This window comes from Xanthomonas sp. NCPPB 1826, from assembly GCF_056725285.1.
The window spans coordinates 4,476,449-4,499,066 of record NZ_CM161521.1; the positions used below are offsets into that span (position 1 = coordinate 4,476,449).

The following is a 22,618-nucleotide window of genomic DNA, read 5'->3' on the forward strand; positions in this document are numbered from 1 at the left end:
GGTGCGCGGCGCGCTGTTAAGCGTGGATCGCGCCACCGTGAAGCTGGCGCGAGCCTTGAATGGGCGCGATTACTGGCGCAGGTCGCGGAAGATCGACAGCGGTGTCGGCACACTGGGCGAGCTGCGCAAGGGGTTGATGTCCAGCCCGCCACGGCGGGTATAGCGCGCTTCCACCACCAACCACTCGGGCGCGCAGTGGAGCAGCACGTCATGGAAGATACGCTCCACGCATTGCTCGTGAAACTCGGCGTGGTCGCGGAAACTCACCAGATAACGCAGCAGGCCTTCGCGGTCGATCGGGGCGCCGCGGTAGCGCAACGTGACGCTGGCCCAATCCGGTTGACCGGTGACCGGGCAATTGGATTTGAGCAAGGCCGAGGTCAGCACTTCTTCCACCACTGGTTGCGCGTGCGCCGCCAGATACGCGGCATTGGGCGGGCCGTAGTCGTCGATGCTGACATCCAGTGCGTCGATCGATTCGCCCTCACCCACCGCATCGATCGGCGGCAGACCGAATTCCACCGCCACGTCGGCACCGGCGCGCGTGGACAGGTCGGAGGCGATGCGCGTACGCACCGCTTCGGCGCTATTGAAGCGGGTGGCATTGAGCGAATTGAGATACAGCTTGAGCGACTTGGATTCGATCAACGACGGCGACTCGCTGGGCACGTGCAAGGTGGCGGTGGCCACGCACGGCTTGCCCTGCGCATCGAGCCAGCTGAGTTCGTAGGCATGCCAGCGGTCGCGGCCGATGAAGGGCAAGGCCCCCGTCAGGCCGATCGCCTCGCGCCCGGCCGCGCGCGGAATCGGAAACAACAGCGACGGATCGTAGCCGCTGGGATAGGCGACCTCACGACCGAGGGTGGAATCTTCTGGGGTATTCATCGCGCCATTTTAGGCCGAGCGGGCTGGCCGTGAGGTGTATAGCGGACGCTGGAGCGACCTGGCGACAGAAGCAGCGGGCCGTCAAGCGACCCGCCGCCCCACGCAATCACCAACGCTCCGCGGGAACCGCGCAACTGCACACGATTCCCGATTCCCGAATCAGCCAGCCTCCCCCTGATGCAGGTAATCCAATGACACCTGCAACAGCGCGCGCAGGCCCACATCCAGCGACGATTCGTCGAGCAGGAACTGCGGCGAATGGTTGCTGGGCGCGGTGGCCGGGTCGATGCCCTTGGCTGTGGAGCCGACGAAGAAGAACATCGACGGCACCTGCTGGGCGTAGAAGGAGAAATCTTCCGCGCCCATCTGCAACGGCGGTTCGTAGACATTGTCGGCGCCGACCACGGCCTGCAGGCTGGGCAGCATCCTGGCGGTCAGCGCCGGGTCGTTGACCGTGGCCGGGTTGCCTGGCTGGTCCGGCACCTGCGCCTCGACCTTGGCCCCGTGGGCGGCGGCGGTGTGCTCGGCCACCGTCTTGAGGTCGGCGAAGATCTGCTGGCGCATGGCTTCGTCGAAGGTGCGGATGGTGCCGACCATTTCCACGTCGTCGGGGATGATGTTGTAGCGGATGCCGCCCTTGATCGCGCCGAAGCTCAACACCGCCGGTTGTTTGGACAGGTTGGCGCGGCGGCTGATCACGGTCTGCGCGGCGCCGATCATGTCGGCGCTGGCCACGATCGGGTCGATGCCGTTCCACGGCGCCGAACCATGCGTCTGGCGGCCGATCATCTTGATCGCAAACCGGTCCGAGGCCGCCATCAGCGGGCCGCTGCGCACCGCGATCTTGCCGGCCTGCACGCTGGAGAACACATGCAGGCCGAACACCGCCTGTGGCTTGAAGTCGGCGAACAGGCCTTCCTTGAGCATCAGCGATGCGCCGCCCTCCTCGTTGCCGGGCGCGCCTTCTTCGGAAGGCTGGAAGATCAGCATCACTTCGCCGGGCAGCTGCTCGCGCATGCCGACCAATGCTTCGGCCACCCCGAGCAGGATCGCGGTGTGGGCGTCGTGGCCGCAGGCGTGCATCACCCCGACCTGCTCGCCGCGGTACTCGGCGGTGACCGTGGAGGCATACGGCAGGCCGGTCTGCTCCTTGACCGGCAAGGCATCCATGTCCGCGCGCAAGGCGATCTTCGGACCCGGCTTGCCGCCCTTGATGATGGCCACCACGCCGTGATGGGCGATGCCGGTACGCGGCTTGAGGCCGAGCTTGCGCAGCTGCGCGGCCACGGTGGCGGCGGTGCGCTCCTCGCGGTTGGACAGCTCCGGGTGCTGGTGGAAGTCGCGGCGCCACTGCACCAGCTTGCTCTGCAACGGCGCGGCGGCGGCCTGGACTTCGGGTCGGGGCGCGGCCTGGGCGGCGGCCAGGGTGGGCAGGGCAAGCAGCAACGCGCTGGTCAGCAGGCGGGAGTGGCGCATCAGCAATCCTCTAAAGATGGTCGCTTAATGTAGTGCAGGTGCACGCTCGGTGGGCTGCAGTGGGGCTCGATTCAGTCCCGCGGTCAACCACATCGGCCCTGACGCGTTGCCGCTGCACTGCATCTGTGAACGCTGCAGTCGTTTCGTCCGGCGGGCCGTTACTTCAGTAACGCTCAATTGCCTGATCGCAACGATATGCTTCGCACAGCCGCCCCACGGTCGCACCAGCGCCCGGCCCGCCCTCAGGAGTTGTCGCATGTCGCGTTTTTGGAAGATCACACTGCTGGTCGTAGCGGTGCTCGTCGTGGTGTTCGTCGCAATGCGGATGTTCGGTGGGGGCAACCACGGCAAGCGGGCGGATGCGCCGGACGGCAATGGCACCGAGAACAGCGGCCCGGTACCGGTCACGGTCGTGGCCGCCACCACCCAGGATGTGCCGGTCTACGCCAGCGCGCTGGGCACGGTGACCGCGCTCAACACGGTCACGGTCAGCCCGCAGGTCGGCGGCCAGCTGATGAGCCTGAATTTCAAGGAGGGCCAGGAAGTGAAGAAGGGCGAGCTGCTGGCGCAGATCGACCCGCGCACCCTGCAGGCCAGCTACGACCAGGCGCTGGCGGCCAAGCGCCAGAACCAGGCGCTGCTGGCGACCTCGCGGGTGAACTACCAGCGCTCCAACGACCCGGCCTACAAGCAGTACGTCTCGCGCACAGACCTGGATACCCAGCGTAACCAGGTGGCGCAGTACGAGGCGGCGGTGTCGGCCAACGATGCACAGATGCGCTCGGCGCAGGTGCAGTTGCAGTTCACCCGCGTGACCGCGCCGATCGACGGCATCGCCGGCATCCGCGGCGTGGACGTGGGCAATATCGTCAGCGCCAGCTCCACCATCGTCACCCTGACCCAGATCCGCCCGATCTACGTGTCCTTCAACCTGCCCGAGCGCGAGTTGCAGGCGGTGCGCAGCGGCCAGGCGGCCGCCCCACTGGACGTGGCGGCGCTGGATCGCGGCGATGCGCACGTGATCAGCGGCGATGGCAAGCTGGAGGTGATCGACAACCGCATCGCCGCCGACAGCGGCACCTTCGGTGCGCGTGCGATCTTCGCCAACACCGACAACGCCTTGTGGCCGGGCCAGTTCGTCAACGTGCGCCTGCAGCTGCGCACCATCTCCGGCGGCACCGTGGTGCCGACCCAGGCCGTGCAGCGCGGTCCGGACGGCGATTACGTCTACGTGATCGGCAACGACAACACCGCGCAGATGCGCACCGTGGTGCAGGGCGTGGAAGTGGACGACAGCCATGTACAGGTCACCAAGGGGCTCAAGCCAGGCGAGCGTGTGGTGACCGAAGGCCAGTTCCGGCTCAAGCCGGGCAGCAAGGTCAGCGCGCTCAAGCCGGGCGAAACCCCGCCGGAGCCGACCGAGGCCGAACTCAAGGCCGCGCAGGACAAGAGCCGTGGCGGCGCCGGCGGCCGACGCAGCGGCGGCGGCCCGCGCTAACTCGCGAGCACCGGCGACGGGCCTTCCGTCGCCGGTGTGCATCGGCGCTGCGCGCGCCGGCATCGATTGACGTCTTCAGCAAGGACACCCCCCGTGGGCTTTTCGACCATCTTCATCCGCCGTCCCATCGCCACCTCGTTGTTGATGGCGGGCATCCTGCTGCTGGGCATCCTGGGCTACCGGCAATTGCCGGTCTCGGCGCTGCCGGAAATCGACGCGCCCAGCCTGGTGGTGACCACCCAGTACCCCGGCGCCAACGCGACCACCATGGCCTCGCTGGTGACCACGCCGCTGGAGCGCCAGTTCGGGCAGATCTCCGGGCTGCAGATGATGACCTCCGATTCGTCGGCAGGCCTGTCCACGATCATCCTGCAGTTCTCGATGGACCGCGACATCGACATCGCCGCGCAGGATGTGCAGGCGGCGATCCGTCAGGCCACCCTGCCCTCGTCGCTGCCGTATCAACCGGTCTACAACCGGGTCAATCCGGCCGACGCGGCGATCCTGACCCTCAAGCTCACCTCCGACTCGCTGCCGCTACGCGAGGTCAACCGCTATGCCGATGCGATCCTGGCCCAGCGCCTGTCGCAGGTGCCGGGCGTGGGCCTGGTGTCGATCGCCGGCAATGTGCGGCCTGCGGTGCGCATCCAGGTCAACCCGGCGCAGCTGTCGAACATGGGCCTGACCATGGAATCGCTGCGCAGCGCGCTGACCCAGACCAACGTCAGCGCGCCGAAGGGCTCGCTCAACGGCAAGACCCAGTCCTACAGCATCGGCACCAACGACCAGCTCACCGACGCGGCGCAGTACCGCGAGACCATCATCAGCTACAGCAATGGCCGCCCGGTGCGGCTGGCCGATGTGGCCAACGTGGTCGACGGGGTGGAGAACGACCAGCTCGCCGCCTGGGCCGACGGCAAGCCGGCGGTGCTGCTGGAAATCCGCCGCCAGCCCGGTGCCAACATCGTGCAGACGGTGGAGCAGATCCGCAGCATCCTGCCGCAGCTGCAGGCGGTGCTGCCGGCCGACGTGCACCTGGAGGTGTTCTCCGACCGCACCGAAACCATCCGCGCCTCGGTGCACGAGGTCAAGTTCACCCTGGTGCTGACCATCGCGCTAGTGGTGGCGGTGATTTTCGTGTTCCTGCGCCGGTTGTGGGCCACCATCATTCCCTCGGTGGCAGTGCCGCTGTCGCTGGCCGGCACCTTCGGGGTGATGGCGTTTGCCGGCATGTCGCTGGACAACCTGTCGCTGATGGCGCTTGTGGTGGCGACCGGGTTCGTGGTCGACGATGCGATCGTGATGATCGAAAACATCGTGCGCTACATCGAACAGGGCAAGAGCGGGCCGGAAGCGGCCGAGATCGGCGCCAAGCAGATCGGCTTCACCGTGCTGTCGCTGACCGTATCGCTGGTGGCGGTGTTCCTGCCGCTGCTGCTGATGCCGGGCGTGACCGGGCGGCTGTTCCATGAGTTTGCATGGGTGCTGTCGATTGCGGTGGTGATCTCGATGCTGGTGTCGCTGACGCTGACGCCGATGATGTGCGCCTACCTGCTCAAGCCCGACGCCCTGCCCGAAGGCGAGGATGCGCACGAACGCGCCGCGGCCGCCGGCAAGACCAACCTGTGGACGCGCACCGTGGGCGCCTACGAGCGCAGCCTGGACTGGGTGCTGGCGCACCAGCCGCTGACCCTGGCGGTGGCGATCGGCGCGGTGGCGCTGACCGTGGTGCTGTACATGGCGATCCCCAAGGGCCTGCTGCCCGAGCAGGACACCGGCCTGATCACCGGCGTGGTGCAGGCCGACCAGAACGTGGCGTTCCCGCAGATGGAGCAGCGCACCCAGGCGGTGGCCGCGGCGCTGCAGAAAGACCCCGCCGTGACCGGCGTGGCCGCCTTCATCGGCGCCGGCACCATGAACCCGACCATCAACCAGGGCCAGCTGTCGATCGTGCTGAAGACGCGCGGCGACCGCGAGGGCCTGGACGAGGTGCTGCCGCGCCTGCAAAAGGCGGTGGCCGGCATTCCCGGCGTGGCGCTGTTCCTCAAGCCGGTGCAGGACGTCACCCTGGACACCCGCGTGGCCGCCACCGAGTACCAGTATTCGATGTCGGATGTGGACAGCAGCGAGCTGGCCACCTGGGCCGGGCGCATGACCGAGGCGATGCGCAAGCTGCCCGAGCTGGCCGACGTGGACAACAACCTGGCCAACCAGGGCCGGGCGCTGGAGCTGAGCATCGATCGCGACAAGGCCAGCATGCTCGGCGTGCCGATGCAGACCATCGACGACACGCTGTACGACGCCTTCGGTCAACGCCAGATCTCCACCATCTTCACCGAGCTCAATCAGTACCGGGTGGTGCTGGAAGTGGCGCCGGAGTTCCGCAGCAGCACCGCGTTGATGAACCAGCTGGCGGTGGCCAGCAACGGCAGCGGCGCGCTGACCGGCACCAATGCCACCAGCTTCGGCCAGCTGACCTCGTCCAACTCCTCCACCGCCACCGGCGTGGGCGCGCAGAACACCGGCATCGTGGTCGGCGCCGGCAGCATCATTCCGTTGGCCGCACTGGCCGAGGCCAAGGTCACCAACACGCCGTTGGTGGTCAGCCACCAGCAACAGCTGCCGGCGGTCACGATCTCGTTCAATCTGGCCCCGGGCCATTCGCTGTCGCAGGCGGTGGAGGCGATCGAGCAGGCGCGCCAGGATCTGAAGATCCCGACCCAGGTACATGCGGCGTTCGTCGGCAAGGCGGCCGAATTCACTGGCAGCCAGACCGATATCGTGTGGCTGCTGCTGGCCTCGATCGTGGTGATCTACATCGTGCTGGGCGTGCTCTACGAGAGCTACATCCACCCGCTGACGATCATCTCCACGCTGCCGCCGGCCGGCGTCGGCGCGCTGCTGGCGCTGATGATGTGCGGGTTGAGCCTGTCGGTGGACGGCATCGTAGGCATCGTGCTGCTGATCGGCATCGTCAAGAAGAACGCGATCATGATGATCGACTTCGCCATCGACGCCCGCCGCGACGGCGCCAACGCGCACGAGGCGATCCGCCGCGCCTGCCTGCTGCGTTTCCGTCCGATCATGATGACCACCGCCGCCGCGATGCTTGGCGCGCTGCCGCTGGCGCTGGGCACCGGCATCGGTTCGGAACTGCGGCGTCCGCTCGGCATCGCCATCGTCGGCGGCCTGCTGCTGTCGCAGCTGGTGACGCTGTACACCACGCCGGTGATCTACCTGTACATGGAACGTGCCGGCGAGCGGCTGCGTGACTGGCGCGCGCGGCGTGCCGCCCGCCGCGACGGCGTGCCTCCGGCCTCCACTTCGGAGCGCCCGGCATGATGACCGATGGCGTCATCGCTGATCGGTCTGCCTGCCCACGGCATCGCCTTCCCGCACGCACGCATGGCAGCTGCGCTGGCCGTTGCCTTTCCCGATTCCCGAATCCCGATTCCCGATTCCCGGCAGTCACCCCATGAACATCTCCGCGCCCTTCATCAAGCGCCCGATCGGCACCGCGCTGCTGGCGATCGGTTTGTTCGTGATCGGATTGATGTGCTACCTGCGGCTGGGCGTGGCGGCGTTGCCGAACATCCAGATTCCGGTGATCTTCGTGCACGCCACGCAGTCCGGCGCCGATGCCAGCACCATGGCCTCCACCGTCACCGCACCGCTGGAACGCCACCTGGGCCAGCTGCCCGGCATCGACCGCATGCGCTCCTCCAGTTCGGAGAGCAGCAGCCTGGTGGTGCTGGTGTTCCAGAGCAATCGCAACATCGATTCGGCCGCGCAGGATGTGCAGACGGCGATCAACTCCTCGCAATCGGACCTGCCGTCCGGGCTCGGCACGCCGATCTATTCGAAAGCCAATCCGAACGACGACCCGGTCATCGCCATCGCGTTGACCTCGGACACGCAATCGGCCGATGAGCTCTACAACGTTGCCGACTCGCTGCTGGCGCAACGGCTGCGCCAGATCACCGGCATCAGTTCGGTCGATATCGCCGGCGCCTCCACGCCGGCGGTCCGCGTGGATGTGGATCTGCGCGCGCTCAACGCGCTGGGCCTGACCCCGGACGATCTGCGCAACGCGGTGCGCGCGGCCAACGTCACCTCGCCGACCGGATTCCTGTCCGACGGCAACACCACCATGGCGATCGTGGCCAACGATTCGGTGTCCAAGGCCGCCGATTTCGCTCAGCTGGCGATCTCCACCCAGTCCAACGGGCGCATCGTGCGGCTGGGCGACGTGGCCACCGTCTACGACGGCCAGCAGGATGCCTATCAAGCGGCCTGGTTCGACGGCAAACCGGCGGTGGTGATGTACGCCTTCACCCGCGCCGGCGCCAACATCGTCGAAACCGTGGACCAGGTGAAGGCGCAGATCCCCGAGCTACGCGCCTACCTGCAGCCCGGCACCAAGCTGACGCCCTACTTCGATCGCACCCCGACCATCCGCGCCTCGCTGCACGAGGTGCAGGCCACGCTGATGATCAGCCTGGTGATGGTGATCCTGACCATGGCGCTGTTCCTGCGCCGCTTGGCGCCGACGCTGATCGCGGCGGTCACCGTGCCGCTGTCGCTGGCCGGCTCGGCGCTGGTGATGTACATGCTGGGCTTCACCTTGAACAACCTCAGCCTGCTGGCGCTGGTGATCGCCATTGGCTTTGTGGTCGACGATGCGATCGTGGTGATCGAAAACATCATGCGTCATCTGGACGAAGGCATGCCGCGTCTGGATGCCGCACTGGCCGGTGCGCGCGAGATCGGCTTCACCATCGTCTCGATCACTGCCTCGCTGGTGGCGGTGTTCATTCCGATGCTGTTTGCCAGCGGCATGATCGGCGCGTTCTTCCGCGAGTTCACCGTGACCCTGGTGGCGGCAATCGTGGTGTCGATGCTGGTGTCACTGACCCTGACGCCGGCGCTGTGCAGCCGCTTTCTGTCCGCACATACCGAGCCGAAAAAACCTGGCCGTTTCGGCGCCTGGCTGGACCGCATGCACGAGCGCATGCTCGCGGTGTACACGGTGGCGCTGGATTTCTCGCTGCGCCACGCCCTGCTGCTGTCGCTGACGCCGCTGCTGTTGATCGCCGCCACCGTCTTTCTCGGCGGCGCAGTCAAGAAGGGCTCGTTCCCGGCGCAGGACACCGGCCTGATCTGGGGCCGCGCCAATTCCAGCGCCACGGTGTCGTTTGCCGACATGGTCAGCCGCCAGCGCCGCATCACCGACATGCTGATGGCCGACCCGGCGGTGAAGACCGTCGGCGCGCGGCTGGGCTCCGGCCGGCAGGGTTCCAGCGCCTCGTTCAATATCGAATTGAAGAAGCGCGACGAAGGCCGCCGCGACACCACCGCGCAGGTGGTCGCACGCCTGAGCGCCAAGGCCGACCGTTACCCGGATCTGGATCTGCGCCTGCGCGCGATCCAGGACCTGCCCAGCGACGGCGGCGGCGGCACCAGCCAGGGTGCGCAGTACCGCGTTTCGCTGCAGGGCAACGACCTGGCGCAGCTGCAGGAATGGCTGCCCAAACTGCAGGCGGCGTTGAAGAAGAATCCGCGCCTGCGCGATGTCGGCACCGACGTGGATACATCCGGCCTGCGCCAGAACATCGTGATCGACCGCGCCAAGGCCGCGCGCCTGGGCATTTCGGTCGGTGCCATCGATGGCGCGCTGTATGGCGCCTTCGGCCAGCGCTCCATTTCCACCATCTATTCGGATCTCAACCAGTACAGCGTGGTGGTCAATGCACTGCCCTCGCAAACGGCAACGCCCAAGGCGCTGGACCAGGTCTTCGTGCCCAACCGCGCCGGCCTGATGGTGCCGATCACCTCCGTCGCCACCCAGGTGCCCGGGCTGGCGCCGCCGCAGATCGTCCACGAAAACCAGTACACCACGATGGATCTGAGCTACAACCTCGCACCGGGCGTGAGCACCGGCGAGGCGGACCTGATCATCAAGTCCACCGTGGAAGGCTTGCGCATGCCCGACGGCATCCGCCTCAGTGGCGACGACAGCTTCAACGTGCAACTCAGCCCCAACTCGATGGGCGTGTTGCTGCTGGCCGCGGTGCTCACCGTCTACATCGTGCTGGGCATGCTCTACGAGAGCCTGATCCATCCGGTGACCATCCTGTCCACGCTGCCGGCCGCCGGCGTCGGCGCGCTGCTGGCGTTGTTCCTCACCAACACCGAGTTGTCGGTGATTTCGATGATCGCGCTGGTGCTGCTGATCGGCATCGTCAAGAAGAACGCGATCATGATGATCGACTTCGCGCTGGTGGCGCAGCGCGTGCACGGCATGGATGCGCGTGCGGCCGCACGCGAGGCCTCGATCGTGCGCTTCCGCCCGATCATGATGACCACGATGGTGGCGATCCTGGCCGCGGTGCCGCTGGCGGTCGGCCTGGGCGAAGGCTCCGAACTGCGCCGCCCGCTGGGCATTGCGATGATCGGCGGACTGATCTTCTCGCAGAGCCTGACCCTGCTCAGCACCCCGGCGCTGTACGTGATCTTCTCCTGCCTGAGCGAACGCTGGAAGGCGCGCCGCGCACGTGCGCGTGCACGCCGGGCAGAGCGCGCGGCGGCACGGCGCCCGGCGTCCGCGCACTAAGGCGAAGCAGCACACGCGCCGGTCTGCATGGACCGGTGCGTGCCGGCCGGCATGGCGGTGGCCCGTATCTTTCGCCATCGCTTGTCGATTGCCGGTATGCCGCCGGGGCATCGCTGCTGGCAGTGCATTTAAACGCGGCACGGTGATGCGAGCTGCAAATGCACGCTCGACTCACGCGGCTTTTGGCCAGAGCCCAAGTGTTTGACCGCGTCCAGACGACGCTGCGATCTAGAAGCTCGGTTGCCTTGACGTGGTTGGACGGTATGGATGGATCAGGAATGGATCAGTTGTTGCGCGGCAGGTCTGCGGCCTGGTTGCAGGGCCCTTGCCCGCCTACCATCGCAGGACACGCCGCAAGTACGTCCGTGTAGGCTCTTACGCGGCATCCATGCCGCGTAAGGTCCCGCGACGGTAGGCGGGCAAGGACCTGTCGAGATGGTCGGTGTGCAAGATGCAAACAGTGCGTTACATGCGTTGTTCGGGCGACGGCGCCCCCAAAGCAATATGCACTGCGCGATCACGACACGTAATGCGCGACAGAGCCGGCAGACAGCAGGCGTGCAAACACGCACGCCGCGCCGTGACTGCTACACCAGCAACGCCTGCAGCGACGCCCGCTCCAGCTGCGCGTACAACGCGCACTCATCCTGCACCTGCGCACCCAGCGCCTGTTCGAAACTGCGCTTGCTCGAATGGGCGGCATAGGCGCGTTGTTCGGCGCCACCGAGATTGGACTGGAAGATGCCGGCCGCGCTCACCGGCAGGAAATCTTCATAGATGATCGGATCGGCACTGAGCAGACCGAGCGCAATCGCGGTTTCTGCCGGCATTGCCGCCACCTGCGCGGGGTCGACACGTCCGGCCTCGGTCAGCGCATAGCGGAAATAGCCCAGGCCCTCCTGACGCAGCACGGCTTCGTCGTCGGGAAATGCCACGAACGCGGTCTGCAGCCGCGTGGCGTAATCGGTACCGGTGCTGCCCGCGCCATCGCTGTCGCGTGCCTGCGCCAGCAGCGCGTCGTACAGCGCGCGGCCCTTGGGCGTCAGCGCGAGCCCGCGTTGTTCGATCTCGCCGAAGCGCGCGGTATGCGTGCCGTGCTCGGCCTGCCCGCTGTCGCCGACAAAGCGCACCGGCTCCTCCAGTGCCTTGAAGCTGGTCTGGCGCAGCAGGATCGGCACCCGACGACGCGGCGGCCCCTCAATCACCGCCTTGGCGTCGATGCCGGCGCGCTGCATCTGCGCCTGCGCCGCATCGATATCCAGCGTGCGTGGCGTCAGGTGGTTGATATGCGGCCCGTGGAAGCTCACCACGTCGGCGATCAGCTTGTGCGCCTCGCTCAGCGCGCGGTAGGTCGGCAGCGACACGGTGGCATCGCCATGCCAGCGGAAGGTTTCCAGCGCTTCGGCCACGAACTGCTGCGCCTGCGCCGCCTCCAGCCCGCCATGGCGCTCGTGCTGCTCGATCAGCTCCAGCGCGGCGGCGGTGAAGATCTGCCGCTGCTCCAGGATCTGCGCCGCCTGCGCCCGCAGCGCGGCGTCTTCGATCAGCTCCAGCCGCAGCAACGAGGTGAACACGCGGAACGGATTGACCGACAGCGCCGCCTCGTCGATCGGGCGGAACGCGGTGGAATGCACCGGCACACCGGCCACCGACAAATCGTAATAGCCCACCGGATGCATGCCCATCACCGCAAACAGCCGCCGCAACGTGGCCAGTTCCTGCGCCGTGCCGACGCGGATGGCACCATGCCGTTCCAGATCCAGCCGCGCGCGTTCGTCGTTGCGTTGCAGGCGCGCGGCCAGGGCGGGATCGGCGCTCAGGGTGTCGGCGTTGACCTGCGCCACCAGCGTCATCAGGTCGCCGTACAACGGCACCTCGGCGCGATACATGTCCGACATCGCCTGCGCGAACAGGCTGCGGATGTGATCGGGGGAGACAAACACGGTATCGCGCATGGGCTGGTCTTGGCAGGGCCGGCCAACGCCGGCGTTGCAGCATTCTCGCCGACCGCGCCCTGCGGCGGCCAGCTGCACGGCAGCATGCCGGCGCCTGTGTTGCCGCGCAGACAGCCGCGCAGCCTGTTGATCACCTCACGTCTTGCCACTGTGCGGGTTCCAACCAGGCGTAAAGCGCATCAAGTGGCGGCTGGCGATCCGTGGCGAGCAGTCGTCAGCTGGATACGGATGGCGGGCACGCTCGCAACCCCAGCGCACGGCGTGGTCCATGTCGGTCCTAATGCCGACTGCGCCCGTGCGGCCGGGAGCGCAGTCATCTCGCTGGTCGCTCCGAGGATGGCCAACAAGCGCGAAAGGCCACCAGCCTCGCCCAGGCTCAGGCCGACCCGGCGCGCATCGAACGGCTGGCACGGCTCCGGTGCCACTACTGCAGCCAGTTGACGCCGAATAGCACGCTGCCGCACCGGTAGCCGACACCACCTTGAGCCGGCAACCGCCGGATCTGCGTGGGCGGCGCGTAGGAAACGCAGCGTACGAGTGGTACACGCCGGTTCCGAGCACGGCCGCACCCGCCTGGCGGCTACGCCGTCGGTTTGCCAGCCGCTTAAAGCCCGGCCTGCGCCGCTGCCTCGGCCGCCTCGCTGGCCTGGCGCGCGGCTTCCAGCCGTTGCGCGTGATCGCCGAGCTGGCGGCGCAGCAGCGCGTCCAGGGTGATCGGACGTTCCCAGCGGTCGTAACTGGCGACGATGGCGTGCCGCAGCGCGCGCATATGCACGGTCTCCGGCGTGACCGACAGCCGCATAATCACGCCCTCCCAGCCGTCATGATGGTCACGGCTGTAGGCGCGTACCGTGTCGCGGCAGGACAACTGCAGCGTCTGCGCCCAGAAACAGGCGAAATAGATGTCGCCGGCGTGCCAGCCATGCACCTGCAGCAGAGCCTGCACATAACCGCGCGGGGTGCCGGTGTAGCGCGCAACTTCGCCGATGAAACTGTCCGGGTAGCGCTGCGCGTAGCTGCCCATGTCGGCCAGATGCTGGTCCACCCAGGCATCGCCGGTGCCCGGCGTCACTGCCGGCGCAGCAGCCGGTGCCGCAGCGGCAGGCGCGGATGCTTGCGCAGGCGATGTTTGCGCAACTGCCAGCATCGGCAGCAGCAGCACACTCAGCAGCGGCAGGGATCGCAACAGCGAGGTGGGCAAGGAAGGCATGCGCCGATGATGCCGCATGCCCGCGTCGCTGTCAGGCCGAGCGCTTGCGCCACCGACACAGGCGGCGCGCCGTCAGCGCGCCAGCCGTGTGGTATGCCCCGAGTCGGAACGGATGCGTGACGCCGGACCCCCACGAGCATTCGCATGTCTGGCGCGCGCACCGCCGCGCCGGCCGCGCTCAGCGCAGATCGTAAAAGCCACCGTAGTGCACTTCGCGGCAGCCGCTGAGATCGCAGGCACCCACATAGCCCGAGCCGATGTAACGCTGTCGCGCATCGCGATTGTGCGGGCTGCTGTAAGGGTCCGGGCCATACAGACCATTGCCGTAATAGATCTGGCCGTACGGGCGGTTGCGCGACGCGCCCAGCCGTAGCCCGGCGCCAAACCCGAGGTATCCGCGGGCGTCGCCGCCGTATGGGCCGTAGCGCTCGCCCGAATATCCGTCGGCAGCAAACACACTGCTGCGCTCACGCCGGTCCGGCCGGGTCTGCAAGGTCGCAACACTCTGGCCCTGGGCATCCACATAACCCTGCTCGCGGTCGAAGCGCACCATGCGGAAATACACCAGCTCTCCCGCGTCCCGACGCGTACGCAGGCGGACATAGTTGCCGCCATCGTCGTAGTAAGGCTGGCCGTCGCGAAAGATCACTTCGCTCGGGTTGATGACTTCTTCCTCGAGCTCGGCAGCCGCTAGCGACGGCGCGCCGCCTGACAGAGCCAGCAATACGGCCAGGCTGACACGGCAGGTAAACGACAACATGCGCATCGGTGATCCCTCCTAGTCGGCCAGGCACCCACGCCTGACCGGAAACGTCCTGTTGCTGGGCGCCGCCGGTTGCGCCGGCAGATCCAGGTCGCGGCGCTGGCCGCGACGGAAGTCAGCTTAGCGCGTGCTGCCGGGCCACTGCATCCAGCGCATGCACTGCCGCCGGCCAGCCGGCGGCGTCGGGCACTTCGCGCATGCGTGGCTCGTCGGCGGCCACGCCATGCTCCTGCTCGTGCGCCCAGGTCACTGCGTACGGGGTGTAGATCCCCCAGCCGCCGATGGCCAGCACCGGCTCCACGTCCGAGCGCAAGGAATTGCCGATCATCACAAAGCGCTGCGCCGGCAGGTCGAACTCGCCCAGCACGCGCGCATAGGTCTGGGGATCCTTTTCGGACACCACCTCCACGCGCGGAAACAGATCGGCCAGACCGGATTGCTCGATCTTCTGCTCCTGATGGAACAGGTCGCCCTTGGTGATCAGCACCACCGCATAGTCGGCGGCAATTGCGCTGACCGCCTCGCGCACGCCGGCAATCACCTCCACCGGATGCTGCAGCGTGGCACGGCCGATCTCGACGATGCGCTGGATGTCGCGTGCGGCGATGCGCGCCTGCGTCAGTTCGATCGCCGTCTCGATCATCGACAGCGTCATGCCCTTGGCGCCGTAGCCGAATACTTTTAGATTGCGCCGCTCCACCGCGAGCAGGTGCTGCTGCATGCGGGTATCGCCCAGATCCAGGTAATCGGCCAGGATCGCTTCGAAATCCGCTTCGGCAGTGCGGTAATAGTCCTCGCTTTTCCAGAGGGTATCGTCGCCGTCGAAGCCGACCAGTTGGATCGCCTGGCCGTCGCGCTGTGCAGAAGAGGTCATCGCGCCAGTTTAGCAGCGCACTGGAGCGCTGCTGCGGTCAATCCCCCGCGGCGTCGCCCGGACCGGGCTGGTAGCTGGCGAATTCGTCGCGCGACAGGCGCCCATCGCCATTGCTGTCGAAGCCGGCAAAATTCTCGCGCAGGACCGGGTCTGCGCCGGCTTCGGCCACGGTCAATGAGCCGTCGGCGTCGCTGTCCAGGCTGCGGAAGGTCCGTGGCGCCAACGTGCCGGCCTGCGGCGCCAGTGCGGCCTCCGCACCGCCTTTGGCAGCCGATGGCGCTGCAGCGTCGGCCGGCAGCAAGGGCGTGGTGGCAGGCGGTGGTGGATCGATCGGCAACGGCGCCATTGCCGGTGTTGCCGTCCCTGTGGTGGAGGTCGCACGCGACGGGTTGGCTGGCGGCAACTCCGGCGGCGCCGCGAGCGCCAACAGTGGACTCGACAGGCCGACCAGCATGGCGATACGCAGCAGCATGAGAATGTGCCGAAGGGACGAGCGGGCAAATCTAGCGCTACGCACGTAAAGAAAACGGGAGCGATCCTGGCAGATCGCTCCCGCGTGTCCATCCTGATACGTGGTCATGCTGTTACTTGCTGATCACGGGCATCCACAAAGCGATGCCACGGATCAAACGACAACACTGCTCAAACGACTGCGATTGCGAAAGCTGCCTCCTGATGTCGAAAAAACACGTCAGCGAACGAACTCACTACCTTGCGACCTGCTACCTCAGTTGCCTTGCGACCCACTTCCCGCTGCGCCGCCCTGCTGCTTGGCGACAAACGCCTTGTATTCGTCCGGGGTCAGCTTGCCATTCTTGTCGGAATCAGCGTCATTGAAGATCTGCGCGAGCCCGGCATTGACCTGGGCTTCCTGTGTGCTGATGGCGCCGTCGCTGTCGGTGTCGACGCTCGCCCAGGTCTGGCCGCCGCCGGACTGCGCAGGCTGTGCCGCAGTGGTGGCAGAGCTTCCCGACTGGGCCGACGTCGCGGCGGCATCCTGCTGCGTACTCTGCGCCATGGCCGGCAGCGCCAGGGCGGCGGCAAGAGCGGCGGTGGCGGCGAGCAGCGAGGTGCGGTTGCGATTCTTCATTGGGTGGTCTCCTTGGCTTGGGAATGCGCGGTGTCGCCGCACATGGCCCCACCTTACCCAGCCCGAATGAACGCAAAACCCGCCGCAATTTCGCGCAAAACATCCTCTTAACCACGCGTCAGACGTTTGCGCTTAGCCATCTGTTAGACATCGGTGAGCCAAACAGAAGCAGCTCATTCAATGCATCGAAATATGCGAACCGTGCCGCATTTCATAACGTAAATTTACGCATTCGGTGTCTCGTCATCCCAGCTTCCGGAGCTGAACAGTTTCCAACCCAGCACCACACCGGCGATCGCCCCGGCCACTTCCAGGATCACCCGCGATCCCAATTCGTTGGGATCGTGGATCTTGGCCAATGCCAGGCGCGCGTACAGCGGCGACTCCAGCCGCACGATGCTGGTGTAGACGAGATTCCAGATGTCGTAGCCGCCGCCGATGGCGACCGCGAGCAGACAGGCAATACCCAGCGTGTGCCCGTGGGTGAAGTGCAGACGCCGGCCAATATGCTCGACCCCAGCGAAGACCAGTACGCCCAGCACCAACGCGATCAGGCCAGCCTCCAGCGAACCGAGCAGACCGAAGTGCAGGGGCAGATTCATCGTGACGATCCAGGCAGCAGGCGCACCAGTCTAGCGGTTGCGGGTGATGGATCCCGGCCGGGGCCGCAAGCGCAGGCGCTTACGCGAATGAGGGTCGGCCTAACGCTACGAGTGCCCGATGCTGCGGCACGCCGCGCTCACGCATCGTCCTGCCCGCGCGCACTCACCTGCGCCTCGCCTTCCTCATCCCACTGCACGCTGACCGAGATCGGCTTGCAGCACACCTGACAATCTTCGATGTAATGCTGGTCGCCTCCGGTCAGATCCAGCGTCAGGGTGATCCACTCCCCGCAATACGGGCAGGCGATATCGATAAAGCGTTCCGGGTCGGACATGGCAATTCCTTGCAGCGATTTGGGGTGATACACAACATGGACAGCACGGCGGCCGGAGTCACCGCCTGCGGCGCAGTCGCTCAGTTGACCGGCACATCGAACGCGGTATCCGGCATCGGCTCGGGGCGGAAGGTGAAATGCCACCACTCCATCGGGTAGTTGGCAAATCCCTCCGCCGCCATTACTCGCAACAGCTGCTGGCGGTGGGCACGCTGGGCAGGACTGATATCGCGCGCGTCAGTATGCGCACGCGCATCGAAGAAATCGAAGTCCGTACCCATCGCCACCGGCTGGCATGGGCCCTTCCGGCAATCGAGCAAGCCCAGGTCCAGCGTTGCGCCACGGCTATGCCCGGAAGTCTCGGCAATGTAGTCGCCCAGCAGCGCGCGCTTGTCCACACGCGGGTAGTACTGCGCCTTGGTCGACTGATCCTGCAGATCCGCAGCCCAGGCCACGAAGGCCTGTACCGCCCGCACCGGCCGGTAGCAGTCGAACACCTGCAGTCGATATCCCTGGGCCTTGAGCGACCGCGCCACCCGTGCCAGGGCCTCCGCCGCCGGACGCAACAGATAGCACGTGGGCGCCTCATACCCCGGCACCACGTGCCCGGTGAAGTTGTTGCTGCCCGCATAACGCATGTCCACCGCAATCTCCGGCGCAAGGCCCTGCACATTGACCAGACCGGCTTGTGCGGCGGTTGTTGCCGGCGAGAGGATGGGAGCCGCTTGCACGTTGAGGACTGCGCACAGAAGAAACAGCGCAGATACCTGCCACCCGATGCGCTGCAGGGTGCATGCGACGTGGTGCGATACGGGGTTTACCGGGGATCGTGCTTGCGTCATGCGCCAAGCATAAGCCACCACAGGCAAGCTGCCTGCACAGAAGCGCTCGAACAGGCAAAGCACTTGGATCGCTTGACGAACAACGGCTCGGGACGGACAGACCGGATCGCGGCGCTCGCCACCTATACATCGACGCACTATCCCCGCTCCTGCGCAATCGCCAGTCCGGTCGAATGCCGGACTGGCGATTGCTGTCGCACAGATTCGTAACCTGACGAGAGGTGCCTAGCGTGCAGGACCCGATTGCGTCTGCGCGGTCTGCGTGCGCTGCTGATCCTCCTGGTTCTGCCGCTGCGTCTCGGCTGTGAGCTTTTGCTGACTCTGCTCCAGCGGTACCGATGCGGCCTGCTGCTTGTCCACGTAGGCACGATTCACATCGAGCGGGTTGTTGGGATTGCGCTCTACCGCAATCAACCCCTTGCCATTGGTGCTCGGCACCAACTCGTCGATACGCGACATCCCACTGACATTGGCTTCGAATGCGATTTGGCCAGCGGCACGCTGCATTTCGTCGCGGCTATTGAAGCCGCCGTTCGGCCCATGCTTCTGAAGATGGTCCATTGCCTGCTTGAGCAACGGATCCACTGGACGTTGCGCTTCGACAGCGGCGGAAGCGGGGAGCTTGGCCTCGCCATTATTCTTGGCCTGGCCCTGTTGCTTGCCGAGTGCTTCGAGCGTGGCCTTATCGGCAATACCCGTCGGATCCATGCCCTTCTCGCGCTGCAGGTTTGCCACCACTTCCTTGGTCTTGTCGCCGTAATAGCCGGTACCGGACAGCAACTTGCCGCTGTTGTCCTTTATCCCGAGTTCGATCAGGGCCTGCTGCATTGCCTTTACATCCACACCCTGCTCGCCCGGTCGCAACGATGTACGCGTTGGATGGTCCTGATTCTGCGACTGTGTCTGCTGCCTGTCCTGCAGCAGGTCGCGCGCCTTGGCGAATGGATCGGACGCAAACAACCTGGCGTTCTGGTTGTCGGCCAGATACTTGTCCAAAGGCATCGTATTGACGCCCTTTGTGCCGCTGGACTGGCTGACCTGCAGCTCGCCGCTCTTGGGGTCGCGCACCACCATCAGGATGTGATCGATGCCCTTCCAGTGGTCATGCCCCGAATTCCGGCTGGCGTCCACGCCAATGACCATGCCTTCCTTCAGCGCACCGGGCTTGAATACGTCCTGGCCTTGTAGCAACACGCCGGAATTGTCGAATGCTTTCTTGACGATGCCACCGGAGCCAGTCATTCCTTGCACCAGCATGTCCTGGCGGCCGAACACGTCGCGGCCGGCCTTCTGATTGATCTCCCGCATGGTGGCGTTCTGCAACTCAGAAACCCAGCCGGAGCAGTCGATGTAGCCCTGTTCCAGGTGCTTGCCGTCCACGCCGGGATGGTAGAGCCTGTGGCCCTCGATATTGATCGCGTACTTCACATCGTCGTACTTGACGCCCATCTCATACGCGGCGGTGAGCTTGATTGCGTCTTGACCGTCCTGCCCGGCCGCTGCAGCCGGATGCGACTGCACGCGGGCCGGCGCCGCCGGCTGTTGGGACTGGCCCTCGGCAACCGGCTTGATGCCCTTTTCCGGGATGGCGATATGGTCGAACTTGGTGTCCCAGTACTTCAGAAAGGTCTTGGCCATGTCCTGATCGGACATCTTCTTGAACTCGGCCAGCGAGCTGCCGGTATAAGCCTCGAACTGTTTGGCACCGGCCGCATCCTTTTCGCGCGGCACATTGTTGATGATGTTCGCGCGCGTGTCTCCGCGCGCGAAGCTGCCGTCGGCAACCGCCTTCTGGATCGACCGATAGCCGGCAGCGCCCTGCTGGTGCGCCATGTACATATCCAGCCCATCGGGCTGCGGCTTGCCGGACAGGTACGGACGATTGTCTTTATCGTGCTGGCGGGTCAGTGACCTCGCATTGTCCTGATATAACCGCGCCGCGGCATCGGTATTGGCCACCGCATCCAGTTCACGGCCGCTGATGCCGTAGGCCGCGGCGGTACCAGGAGTGAACTGGAACAAGCCCTTGGCGCTGTTCGGGCCACGGCTGGCCTGCTCGTCGAACCTGCCGCCGGTTTCGACATAGGCGAAACGCATGAAATCGTCGACTGGAATGTGGCGTTCCCTGGCCTCACGCTCGATGATGTCGAGGTTCTCGGCCTTCGTGTAGTCGCGTGCCATATCGTGTTACTCCTTGAGGTTGATATACGGCGCTGGGCGCCGACAAGGTCAACCGAGCTCGTCCATGAGCTAATTGGTGTACGGTCAACAAGACTGTTCGGTGTTGCAAGTCGCGGGTTCTTGCTGCTGCCGAGGCGTCGCTCCGTGGAGCGGCGCACCGACCGATTCACTGGACTTCTTTCGGCAGGTACTGCCCGCTCGCCTGGTCATACACGTAAATCACCGCATCGGATGCATCGAGCATGCGCACCTGGCCAGGGCCGGAAATAACCGTGCCCTGCAACGCCACGTGCATGGCCGGCATCCGCTCGCCGGGCACCGGCTGGAAGCTCAGCGTGCCGCGGCTGGAGACGTGCGGAACGCTACCCTCTTCGTCGCTACTGAGCTCGTTGTCTTCGCCGGCTGCAAGCGTTCCCCGGTAGACCCAGCCCTGGTAATCGCCCAGGTCGTTCTTGTCCGGATCGAAGGTAAATAGCGCAAAGCCGAAGCTGGTGACGCCATTGCCGAAACTGGAGGTGGGCACTGCCAACAGCAGGTGACCGTTGTCCAGGAGGTGCCGCTGCGGCTTGCGCGTTTCGTCGATCGCGTCGGCGCGCTCGTCGCCGCCGAAGCGGCCGACGTACTGTTGCGCGTGGAACAGCATCCACGGCCGCTCGCTGTCCGGCGCGGTCAGCAGAAACGTGGCCTGGCTGATCGACACGCCTTCGCCCGGATCCGGAAAGGTCTCGGCTTCGTCACTGCCGTACTTGTTGGGCGTGGCGTAGGCGAAACCGGTGTAGTAGTGCTTGCCGTCCAGATCGAAGTGCTGGCCGTGCCAGAAACTGGCAACAGCACCGTTGTCGATCTCGTACGAGAGCGCGCCGTCCCCATCCATCCCGTAAATCAGGTACAGCACGCTGCCCGGGTAGGGCGGTGCCACAGTGACGGCAACTTGAGTGTCGTTGGACATGTGCAGAACATCCTGTATGTATTGAAGAAGCCGGAAACACAACCGCAATCCCGACACGCCATGCCGCGTTATCCGGAAAGCCGCCCTGCTACGCATCACGGACATGGCCCGACCCGCAGAGACGCAGCTGTCGCAGACGCGGCTTCGGACAGAAAACGGTGAGTGCGATCCGGCCCCAAGTCAGGGGCGGTGATGGCGATTCGCGCATGGCAAACCGCAAGCCGGCGATCCACTCCGGCATTTCGGGCGAGTGCAGCATCCATTGCCGCTCGCGAATGACTCGCCTGATCATCAGGCCCCGTGGGCGAATCTTATCCAGTTCCCGCGCCCGAAACCAGCCGGCTCTGCCGGCCAGTCCGCGTCCCGTGCCGGCCCACAACAGACCGGCACGCGGGCAGGCTCAGCGATCCAGCGGCGGCGTGTACTGGTGCTTGGCGGCGTCGTAGGTATAGGTGACAACGTCGGCGGCGCCGAGGCTGCGGACCTTGCCGGGGCCGGCAATGGCGGTGCCACTCATGGCCACACGCAGGGTCGGCATCGATCCACTGCCGGGTTCGAAGCTCAGCGTGCCGGTGCTGGACGCGCACTTCATGGTGCCCTCATCGTCGCAGGCCGCGCTGTTGTCTTCGCCGGTGGCCACGGTGCCCAGGTAAACCCAGCCCTTGTAGTCGCCCATGTCGTTCTTGTTCGGATCGAAGGAAAACAGCGCAAAACCCAAGCTACTGATGCCGTTGGCAAAGCGCGTGGTCGGCAGCGCCAGTAGCAGGTGGCCATCCTTGGTCTCGGTGCGCTGCGGCTTGCGCGTCTGGTCCAGCGTGTCGGCCTTCTCGTTGCCGCCGAAATCGCCGGCCCACTGCTGCGCATGGAACAGCCCCCATGCCGGTTTGCCACCGGCATCGTCGAGCACATAGGTCGCCTGGCTGATGCTGACGCCGACAGCAGGGTCCGGAGAGTCCTCTTCCTCGGATTTGCCGTACTTGCCGGGGCCCGCGTTGGCGAAGCCGGTGTAGTACTGCTTGCCGCCAAGGTCGAAGCGGTAGCCGTACCAGAAGCTGGCCAAGGCGCCGTTGTCGATGGTGTACGACTCCGATCCGTCGCCCTTCATCCCATAGATATCGGCAAGCACATGCCCGGGCGCCGGCACCTCGGCGTCGACCGTTGCAGGACTCGCCGCCGCTGGCACAGCAGCAGGAGCGCTCTGCGAGGGCGGTGCCTGCACGTCTCCGGGCGTTGCGTCGGGTGTCTTGGTGCAGCCGCCGACCATCAGGATCGTGGCGGCCCATAGGGCAGTCTTTCCTAGCCTCATCACACGACGTCCTTCAAGAGTTTGGGCGAGCGGATGCTA

17 protein-coding genes, 1 other RNA gene and 1 pseudogene are annotated in these 22,618 nt (G+C 65.8%); 3 read left to right on the plus strand and 16 right to left on the minus strand.

Annotation, left to right across the window (positions count from 1 at the left end; genetic code table 11):
• Positions 1-69 precede the first annotated feature (69 nt).
• Positions 70-885: an NADPH-dependent 7-cyano-7-deazaguanine reductase QueF gene (gene queF, locus AC1PLA_RS18790; protein WP_481105123.1), complete on the minus strand. Its 816-nt coding sequence runs from the start codon at positions 883-885 to the stop codon at positions 70-72.
• A gap of 159 nt (positions 886-1,044) precedes the next feature.
• Positions 1,045-2,361 (minus strand): M20 family metallopeptidase, encoded by a 1,317-nt coding sequence (locus AC1PLA_RS18795; protein ID WP_481105124.1) that lies wholly within the window; start codon positions 2,359-2,361, stop codon positions 1,045-1,047.
• A 256-nt stretch (positions 2,362-2,617) separates the two neighbouring features.
• Between AC1PLA_RS18795 and AC1PLA_RS18800 the strand changes: the two genes are divergently transcribed.
• The 3 genes from AC1PLA_RS18800 to AC1PLA_RS18810 all read left to right on the plus strand — a co-directional run bounded on the left by AC1PLA_RS18800 (position 2,618) and on the right by AC1PLA_RS18810 (position 10,472).
• Positions 2,618-3,859 carry an efflux RND transporter periplasmic adaptor subunit gene (locus AC1PLA_RS18800; RefSeq protein WP_481105125.1) on the plus strand — a complete coding sequence of 414 codons (1,242 nt, stop codon included), beginning with the start codon at positions 2,618-2,620 and terminating at the stop codon, positions 3,857-3,859.
• A 93-nt stretch (positions 3,860-3,952) separates the two neighbouring features.
• Positions 3,953-7,201 carry an efflux RND transporter permease subunit gene (locus AC1PLA_RS18805; protein ID WP_054591071.1) on the plus strand — a complete coding sequence of 1,083 codons (3,249 nt, stop codon included), beginning with the start codon at positions 3,953-3,955 and terminating at the stop codon, positions 7,199-7,201.
• A 133-nt stretch (positions 7,202-7,334) separates the two neighbouring features.
• Entirely contained in the window at positions 7,335-10,472 is a 3,138-nt protein-coding gene (locus AC1PLA_RS18810; protein WP_481105126.1) for an efflux RND transporter permease subunit, read from the plus strand.
• Between the two features lie 587 nt (positions 10,473-11,059).
• Here AC1PLA_RS18810 and hglS read toward each other — a convergent pair.
• The 14 genes and pseudogenes from hglS to AC1PLA_RS18880 form a co-directional block, all read right to left on the minus strand.
• On the minus strand, positions 11,060-12,427 hold the full coding sequence (gene hglS / locus AC1PLA_RS18815; RefSeq protein WP_047130588.1) for a 2-oxoadipate dioxygenase/decarboxylase HglS: 1,368 nt from the start codon (positions 12,425-12,427) through the stop codon (positions 11,060-11,062).
• A 188-nt stretch (positions 12,428-12,615) separates the two neighbouring features.
• Positions 12,616-12,697: non-coding RNA, sX9 sRNA (locus AC1PLA_RS18820), on the minus strand.
• Positions 12,698-12,771: 74 nt separating this feature from the next.
• Positions 12,772-12,908: pseudogene (locus AC1PLA_RS18825) on the minus strand (beta-ketoacyl-[acyl-carrier-protein] synthase II); the annotation flags it as partial.
• Between the two features lie 123 nt (positions 12,909-13,031).
• On the minus strand, positions 13,032-13,655 hold the full coding sequence (locus AC1PLA_RS18830; protein WP_481105127.1) for a hypothetical protein: 624 nt from the start codon (positions 13,653-13,655) through the stop codon (positions 13,032-13,034).
• A 160-nt stretch (positions 13,656-13,815) separates the two neighbouring features.
• A complete protein-coding gene (locus tag AC1PLA_RS18835; protein ID WP_481105128.1) occupies positions 13,816-14,403 on the minus strand; it encodes a hypothetical protein in 588 nt (195 codons plus the stop codon).
• Between the two features lie 112 nt (positions 14,404-14,515).
• A complete protein-coding gene (locus tag AC1PLA_RS18840) occupies positions 14,516-15,274 on the minus strand; it encodes an HAD family hydrolase (RefSeq protein WP_047127492.1) in 759 nt (252 codons plus the stop codon).
• A 37-nt stretch (positions 15,275-15,311) separates the two neighbouring features.
• Positions 15,312-15,716: an EF-hand domain-containing protein gene (locus AC1PLA_RS18845; protein WP_181097742.1), complete on the minus strand. Its 405-nt coding sequence runs from the start codon at positions 15,714-15,716 to the stop codon at positions 15,312-15,314.
• A 285-nt stretch (positions 15,717-16,001) separates the two neighbouring features.
• The gene (locus AC1PLA_RS18850; RefSeq protein ID WP_016903160.1) at positions 16,002-16,364 is read right to left on the minus strand and encodes an EF-hand domain-containing protein; all 363 of its coding nucleotides are present in this window, start codon (positions 16,362-16,364) and stop codon (positions 16,002-16,004) included.
• Between the two features lie 224 nt (positions 16,365-16,588).
• Positions 16,589-16,966 carry a hypothetical protein gene (locus AC1PLA_RS18855; protein WP_481105129.1) on the minus strand — a complete coding sequence of 126 codons (378 nt, stop codon included), beginning with the start codon at positions 16,964-16,966 and terminating at the stop codon, positions 16,589-16,591.
• Between the two features lie 137 nt (positions 16,967-17,103).
• Positions 17,104-17,301 (minus strand): CPXCG motif-containing cysteine-rich protein, encoded by a 198-nt coding sequence (locus tag AC1PLA_RS18860; RefSeq protein ID WP_016903162.1) that lies wholly within the window; start codon positions 17,299-17,301, stop codon positions 17,104-17,106.
• Positions 17,302-17,381: 80 nt separating this feature from the next.
• Positions 17,382-18,032 (minus strand): M15 family metallopeptidase, encoded by a 651-nt coding sequence (locus AC1PLA_RS18865; protein WP_481105130.1) that lies wholly within the window; start codon positions 18,030-18,032, stop codon positions 17,382-17,384.
• A gap of 336 nt (positions 18,033-18,368) precedes the next feature.
• The gene (locus tag AC1PLA_RS18870) at positions 18,369-20,324 is read right to left on the minus strand and encodes an XVIPCD domain-containing protein (RefSeq protein ID WP_481105131.1); all 1,956 of its coding nucleotides are present in this window, start codon (positions 20,322-20,324) and stop codon (positions 18,369-18,371) included.
• Between the two features lie 166 nt (positions 20,325-20,490).
• Entirely contained in the window at positions 20,491-21,273 is a 783-nt protein-coding gene (locus tag AC1PLA_RS18875; protein ID WP_481105132.1) for a hypothetical protein, read from the minus strand.
• A 400-nt stretch (positions 21,274-21,673) separates the two neighbouring features.
• On the minus strand, positions 21,674-22,579 hold the full coding sequence (locus AC1PLA_RS18880) for a hypothetical protein (RefSeq protein WP_481105133.1): 906 nt from the start codon (positions 22,577-22,579) through the stop codon (positions 21,674-21,676).
• Positions 22,580-22,618: the final 39 nt, after the last annotated feature.